Source organism: Streptomyces sp. NPDC006510, from assembly GCF_040611955.1.
Lineage (GTDB): Bacteria > Actinomycetota > Actinomycetes > Streptomycetales > Streptomycetaceae > Streptomyces.
In genome coordinates, this window is sequence record NZ_JBEXPH010000316.1 from 1 (window position 1) to 6,582 (window position 6,582).

Here is a 6,582-nt window from a genome sequence, read left to right on the forward strand (position 1 = left end):
CGACGAGCTGACGGTGGTGCTCGCCGACCTGTCCGGCGCGGTCGTCGCGAGCCGCACCGCCCCGCTGGACCTCGGCGCCCCGGCGGACGAGGTGCTCGCGGCGGCGACGGACGCGGTGACGGCGGTACGGGGCGGGGGCGCGGGGCCGGGGGAGCGGCAGGTGCTCGGGGTCGGCGTCGCGGTACCGGGCCCGCTCGACCACCGGGGCGGGGTGCTGCACCGCGTCACCGGTTTTACGCAGTGGGACGGCTATCCGTTGCGGGACGCGCTCGCCGTACGGACCGGGCTGCCCGTCGTCGTCGACAAGGACACCAATGCCGCCGCCCTCGGGCTCGCCCTGCGGGCGGCGGGCGGCGGTGACTTCGCGTATCTGCACCTCGGGACCGGGCTGGGCGCCGGGCTGGTCCTCGGCGGGGCGCTGCATCGCGGGGCCCGGACCGCGGCCGGTGAGTTCGGGCACCAGACCGTCCAGCTGGACGGGCCGGTATGTGGCTGCGGGGGACGCGGCTGCATCGAGGCGCTCTGTCTCGCCGCGGTCGCCCGGGGGGATGTCGCGGAGGCCGCCCGGGTGCTGGGGACCGGCGCCGCCAACCTCGTCGGGCTGCTCGACATCGACCGGGTGGTGCTCGGCGGCCGCACGGTGGCCGCCGATCCCGACGCCTACGTACGGGGTGTCCGCGCCGTGATCGACGAGCGCGCCCGGCGGGGCGGGACCGACGCGCCGGTGCCGGTCGACGCCGCCGGGGGAGGGGACCGGCCGGTCGCGGAAGGGGCCGCTCAGCTGGTCCTGGCCCCACTGTTCGGGCGGGCCGACGGGGCGTGAGCGGTGGGCGGGCCGGGCCGGTGAGTGGGGCGGGAGGCAAGGGCCGGGCCGGTGAGCGGGGCGGGAGGCAGGTCAAGGGCGGGGCCGATCGGGCGGATTCCGGCGGCCGGCCGGGCGGCCCGTCGGTATGTCGGAGTCGGCCGCTTCGCGCGTGCGTGGCAGCGTCGCGGCTCCAGAACCGGTGAACTCCGGCGTACGGGGTGAGCCGACCGCTCCGCGAGCAGCGAAGGACGATCCCCCGATGTCCCCGATGTCCCCCGCCCCACCCTCGTCCGGTATGCCTTCCGGCACGCCGTCCGGTACGCCTTCCGGGACCTCCGCGCCGGTCGACTCCGCGCCGGGCTCGATGCCCGGCCGCGCCGCCGACTCCGTCCCGACCGTCAGTCCCACGTCCGTCCCCCTGACCACGGCCGCGTCCATCCCCGTGTTCACCGCCCCCGCGCGCCCTCCTTCGCCCGACCCCTCGCCCTCGCTCCCGCCGCCCCCCGGGCGGACCCGGCACGGATTCGCGCTCGGGCTGGCCGTGGCGAGCGTCGTCCCCGCCGTCGTCCTCGGCGGCACATCCGTCGCACCCGCCTCCGCCGCGTCCTCGGTCACCCCGGTTTCGGCGCCCGGCTCCACCAGCGCCGACCAGGAGCCCGCCTGTGGTGATCCGGCGGCGAAGGAGTTCCCGATCAGCACCCGTATCCATGGCGGCCCGGACACGTACGCGTCCGGCGGCGGCTACGGAACCTGGTTCCTGGACCTGACCAACACCACCACCGAGTCGTGCCGGGCCATCCACCCGGTGCTCGTCCTCACCGACGAGGACCGCAAGCTGACCTCCGACCAGATCCAGCTGGAGTTCTCCGAGCAGGCCCGCCCCGGTACGGAGCACCGCGTCACCTGGGAGACCACCGACCAGGACGAGCACATCGGCGTCTTCGGCGGCGAGGGGGACGACTCCTTCGACGGCTTCACCGTCCCTGCGGGCCGCACCATCACCATCCAGGTCCGGATGGCGTTCACCTCCGACACCCGCCCCGGCCGGATCACCGCCCACGCCGCCGTCGTCCAGCGGCAACGCGTGGCGAGCGGCACGGCCGGCAAGCCGGGCAAGGACGACGGGGCCTGGGTCGGGGAGTCCGACGACTACTCCTTCACCGTCGTCGAGGACAGTGACGGCGGCGAGACCGGCGAGACCGGCGAGATCGGGGAGACCGGTGAGATTGGAGAGACCGGTGAGATTGGAGAGACCGGTGAGGCCGGCGAGATCGGCGGCACCGGAGACACCCCGCGTGAAGCCCTGCCAGACGGAACCGGGCCGAGCACCACTGACACCGATGGCACCACGGATACCAACAGCACCACCGACACCGACGGCACCGATGGCACCACCGATACCAACAGCACCACCGACACCGACGGCACCACCGATACCAACAGCACCACCGACACCGACGGCACCACCGATACCAACAGCACCACCGACACCGACGACACTTCGCGGCCGGTCGAACCCGGCCGGACCCCGGCGGGAGACGGCCGCCCGGAGCTGGCCGAGACCGGCGCGGGCACCATCCCGTCGCCCGGCCTCACCGTCACCGGGCTCCTGATCGGCGGCGGGGCTATGGTCGTCCGGGCCCGGCGGCTGCGCCGCGCGCACCCCTGAACCGCCCTGAACCGTCCCGAACCACCCCGGAGCGTCCCTGAACCGCCCCGGACCGCCCCTTCCGCGCCCGGACGTTCACGGTGTCCAGATCCCGACCGGAGCCACCACCGCACAGGTCCGCTTCCGGTACACCGGCGGCAACAACTGGTTCTGGGCGATCGACGGAGTCACGCTCACGTCCGCATGATCCGGCCGTTTCGGCAGGTCGAACGGACGCTCTAAAATCAGGGGCGTCGGCGCTGCACAACGCGGTGCCGCCGGCGTCCCCGCACACGGCGTACGGCAGGAGTCCACACATGGCAGAGCGCAAGCCGATCTCATCCTGGCTCACCGACATGGACGGAGTCCTGATCCACGAGGGGACCCCGATCCCCGGGGCGGATGCCTTCATCAAGCGGTTGCGTGACTCGGGGCTGCCCTTCCTGGTCCTCACCAACAACTCCATCTACACCGCCCGCGACCTGCACGCCCGGCTGAACCGCATGGGCCTGGACGTGCCCGTGGAGAACATCTGGACCTCCGCCCTGGCCACCGCCCAGTTCCTGGACGACCAGCGGCCCGGCGGCACGGCGTACGTCATAGGCGAGGCCGGCCTCACCACCGCCCTGCACGACATCGGCTACGTCCTCACCGACCACGAACCCGACTACGTGGTCCTCGGCGAGACCCGGACGTACAGCTTCGAGGCGCTCACCAAGGCGATCCGGCTGATCAACGGCGGCGCCCGCTTCATCTGCACCAACCCCGACGAGACCGGCCCGTCCGCCGAGGGCCCGCTGCCCGCCACCGGATCCGTCGCCGCCCTCATCACCAAGGCCACCGGCAAGGCCCCGTACTTCGCGGGCAAGCCCAACCCGCTGATGATGCGCACCGGGCTCAACGCGATCGGCGCCCACTCCGAGTCCAGCGCCATGATCGGTGACCGGATGGACACCGATGTGCTGGCCGGCCTGGAGGCGGGGATGCAGACCTTCCTGGTCCTCACCGGTCTCACCACGGTCGCCGACATCGACAAGTACCCCTTCCGGCCGTCCACGGTCGTCGACTCGATCGCCGACCTGGTCGATCTCGTCGACGCGGGCTGAGCCCGGCGGGGCACGGCCCCAGGGGGCGGGGGACGGGTTCCGGGCGGTGCCCGCGGACCTTTTCCCGTGCTCCTGCGGATGCGAAAACGCTCCGGAGGCGTGAACCTGCACTGAGGAGGTTCACGATGCGTTCCATAACCCTCACGTTCTGTGCCGCCGCGGTCGTCGCGGCGACCCTGGTGCCGGCTTCCGCCGCACTGGCCGACTCCGACTCCGGGTCCGCCCAGGAGAAAGGCCGCGCCTCTCTGGCGATGACCCCGTCCTCCGTCGCACCGGGCGGCGAGATGGATCTGCGGCTGGAGGGCTGCAAGGGCCGCGAGGCCACCGGCGTATCCGATGTCTTCGTCTCCGAGGCGCGCTTCTCGCCCGCCGCGGACGGGGGCCTCTTCGCCGAGGCCCGGATCAGCTCGGACGCCTCCCCGGGCGACTACGACATCCGGATCGACTGCAAGGACGACAAGGGTGCCAAGGCGGCCGGCAAGGTCACCGTCGTCGACCGCGGCCGGCCCAGCCCGGTCGCCCCGGTCGCCCCGGTCGCCGCGGGCGGCGGTGGTACCGCCCTGCTCGCCGACCGGGAGGCCCGGCAGGAAGGCCCCGGCACCGCGCACGCGGTGACCGGACTGGCCCTGGCCGCCGTCGCGGCCATCGCCGTCGCGTTCCGCAGCGCGCGCCGCCGCCGTCCGGCCACGGACTGACATGTCCGCCCCGGACGGCACCGCGGGCCACGGCAGGCTGCTCGCCGGAGTGGTCTGGGCCGTCCTGCTGCTGGGTCTGTGGCTCTGGGGCCGCGGCATCACCGACGGCTCCGGCGCCAGTTCCGCCCCGACCACCGGCGATGTCGCCGCGGTGGGGCGCCCCCTCGGCGTACCGCTGCCCCCGCCGCACGACCCGATCGAGGGCGCCGTGCCGGAGCGGGTCGAGATCCCGTCGATCGGCGTCGAGGCACCCGTGGTCGCCCGCGGCCTGGACAAGGACGGGGCGATCGAACCGCCCTCGTTCGACACGCCCCAGACCGTCGGCTGGTACGGCGACGGCACCGAGCCCGGCGCGAAGGGCCCGGCCCTCCTCGTCGGCCATGTCGACACCGAGACCAGACCGGCCGTCTTCTACGGGCTGAGCGCGGCCCGCCCCGGCGCCAAGGTCGAGATCACCCGGGCCGACGGCACCGTCGCCGAATTCACCATCGACGACGTCCAGGTCTTCACCAGGGCGCGCTTCGACGCCGACAAGGCGTACGGCCCGCGCGAGGACGGCCGGGCCGAGCTCCGCCTGATCACCTGCGGCGGCACCTACGACCGGGCAACGCGCTCGTACGACGCGAATGTCGTCGTCTCCGCCTATCTGACGGGCGAGAAGTCCGCGGGCGACAGCGCCTGAGACATCAGGACGGTACGGATGCGGCAGCGCACCGACGCCCGCACCGAGGGGGAGTGGATGTACGGCAGCCACGACGGCCGGCGGCACATCCGGACGGACGCGGGGTGGGCGGTCACGGTGGCTGCGGCAGGGCCGGTGCTGCTGCTACAACATCCCGCACCGCGACTGCGGACAGTTCTCCAGGGGCGGCGCCACCGACGGCAACGCGTACCGGACCCGGCTGGAGGGGCTCGGACGGTACGTCGTCGTTCACGACCACCAAGGGCGGCCGGATTCTCCGCGTGGACGGTGTACCGCCGGCCGAGGGTGGGCGCCGCGGTGATCAGCCGGATCATGGCGGCGGCGAGCGTGCGTGGACGGGGGCGGAGAGCGCGGACATCATCCGGTCGGCCGGACCGCCGGAGCCCTCGGGCTCGTGCGGCGAGACATGGTGCCGCCGGTTCCGGATGTACAGCCCGATCCGGAGCGCCGAGGCATCGCCGTACGACATCATCCGGACAACCAGGTCGATCTGTACGCCCGAGGCGCCCGTCCCGAGGGGCAGTGCGCAACTCGGCGCCGCGAGTGTCCAGTTCAGCGCGGACATCGGGCAGAAGATGATCACCGGCGTGTAGTTGAGGAGCTTGCCCGCGCGCCTGTCGACGTCGTGGGGCATCCCCCTGCACGCATGGCCGGTGCGTGACCGGTCGGTCGTCTCGGCCGCGGCGATTCCCCGTCGGTTGCCCGGCACGACGTCAATGGCGGGCGACCGCCCGCTCGGACACGGAACAGTGCCCTCCGGCTGTCTGATGCCTCCTCGACATCAGTCCCCGAGCGGGGCCCCCGCGTTGAGGGCAACGGAACTTCACTCTCTACAGCCCCCAACTGCATGTCTCATAGGCCTGGTTGGAGCTGATGGCCACTGGACAGGTGGTCCGACCCCGGTGCCGATCGCAAGGGTGAAACGAGTGGGTTGCAAGTCATACGCGTGGTTTGTTACCCCACTTGTGGAAGTGGTGTGCGGCGTCACATGGAAACGGTCTTCGCGCCGCTGAGTGACCGCGCGGTGACGCTGTGACAGTTCTGCGACGACTGTGCGGGTAGCGGTTGAAGGTGGCGCTGTGGGCGGCGTCGCATGGTGGAGGTCCGGCGCGAGGCTTCGGCGTGAGGGGTTCACTAACGATCAAAGCCCCCTCACGCGTGGTGAGGGGGCTTTGACTCTGCGTGCGCCGCCAGGGACTCGAACCCCGGACCCGCTGATTAAGAGTCAGCTGCTCTAACCAACTGAGCTAGCGGCGCCTGCTGACCTGGAGAACTCTACCCGAAAGCGGGGGGTGCTCCTGACCATTTACCGTCCATCACGGCCTGTCGGATGGTCGTTTTTTCTTTTCTATCCGTCAAAATGCAATATGTCAGGAGAGTTGAGACACTGGCGCCCGTGCAGATGCGCCCAAAGATCTTGACGAGTGCGGAGGGGAATCGCATGACTGTGCCGGCTTTCGAGGAGTACGTGCCCGCCATCGACTGCACCTGTGCGGGGTGCGCCGCGCAGCGGCGGACCGCCGCCAGTGCGCTGCCCGTGCGGTACGGAGGTCATCCGGCCGCACACGGCGCACGCCGCGCCCTGGTGCTGGCCACCGCGGCCGGAGTGGTGCTGAGCACCGGCG

Annotated in this window: 5 protein-coding genes, 1 tRNA gene and 2 pseudogenes; 6 read left to right on the plus strand and 2 right to left on the minus strand. The window is 72.1% G+C overall.

Going from position 1 to position 6,582, the window contains the following annotated elements; all coding sequences use genetic code 11:
• From ABZY11_RS42045 to ABZY11_RS42065, 5 genes are all read left to right on the plus strand, one after another.
• Positions 1–823: ROK family protein (locus ABZY11_RS42045; RefSeq protein WP_356484227.1), on the plus strand; the 823-nt coding region annotated here is incomplete at its 5' end.
• A gap of 277 nt (positions 824–1,100) precedes the next feature.
• On the plus strand, positions 1,101–2,474 hold the full coding sequence (locus ABZY11_RS42050) for a hypothetical protein (RefSeq protein ID WP_356484228.1): 1,374 nt from the start codon (positions 1,101–1,103) through the stop codon (positions 2,472–2,474).
• 296 nt (positions 2,475–2,770) lie between these two features.
• Positions 2,771–3,559, plus strand: coding sequence for an HAD-IIA family hydrolase (locus ABZY11_RS42055; RefSeq protein WP_124723355.1), 789 nt, complete (start codon positions 2,771–2,773; stop codon positions 3,557–3,559).
• 125 nt (positions 3,560–3,684) lie between these two features.
• The gene (locus tag ABZY11_RS42060; RefSeq protein WP_356484229.1) at positions 3,685–4,254 is read left to right on the plus strand and encodes a hypothetical protein; all 570 of its coding nucleotides are present in this window, start codon (positions 3,685–3,687) and stop codon (positions 4,252–4,254) included.
• Between the two features lies 1 nt (position 4,255).
• Complete coding sequence (locus ABZY11_RS42065; RefSeq protein ID WP_356484230.1) at positions 4,256–4,936, plus strand: class F sortase; 681 nt, start codon at positions 4,256–4,258, stop codon at positions 4,934–4,936.
• A gap of 343 nt (positions 4,937–5,279) precedes the next feature.
• Here ABZY11_RS42065 and ABZY11_RS42070 read toward each other — a convergent pair.
• Together ABZY11_RS42070 and ABZY11_RS42075 are read right to left on the minus strand one after the other, a co-directional pair.
• Positions 5,280–5,564 (minus strand): annotated as a pseudogene (locus ABZY11_RS42070) (glycosyl transferase); the annotation flags it as partial.
• 576 nt (positions 5,565–6,140) lie between these two features.
• Positions 6,141–6,214, minus strand: a tRNA-Lys gene (locus ABZY11_RS42075).
• 184 nt (positions 6,215–6,398) lie between these two features.
• On the opposite strand from ABZY11_RS42075, the pseudogene ABZY11_RS42080 reads away from it, so the two are divergent.
• Positions 6,399–6,582 (plus strand): annotated as a pseudogene (locus ABZY11_RS42080) (hypothetical protein); the annotation flags it as partial.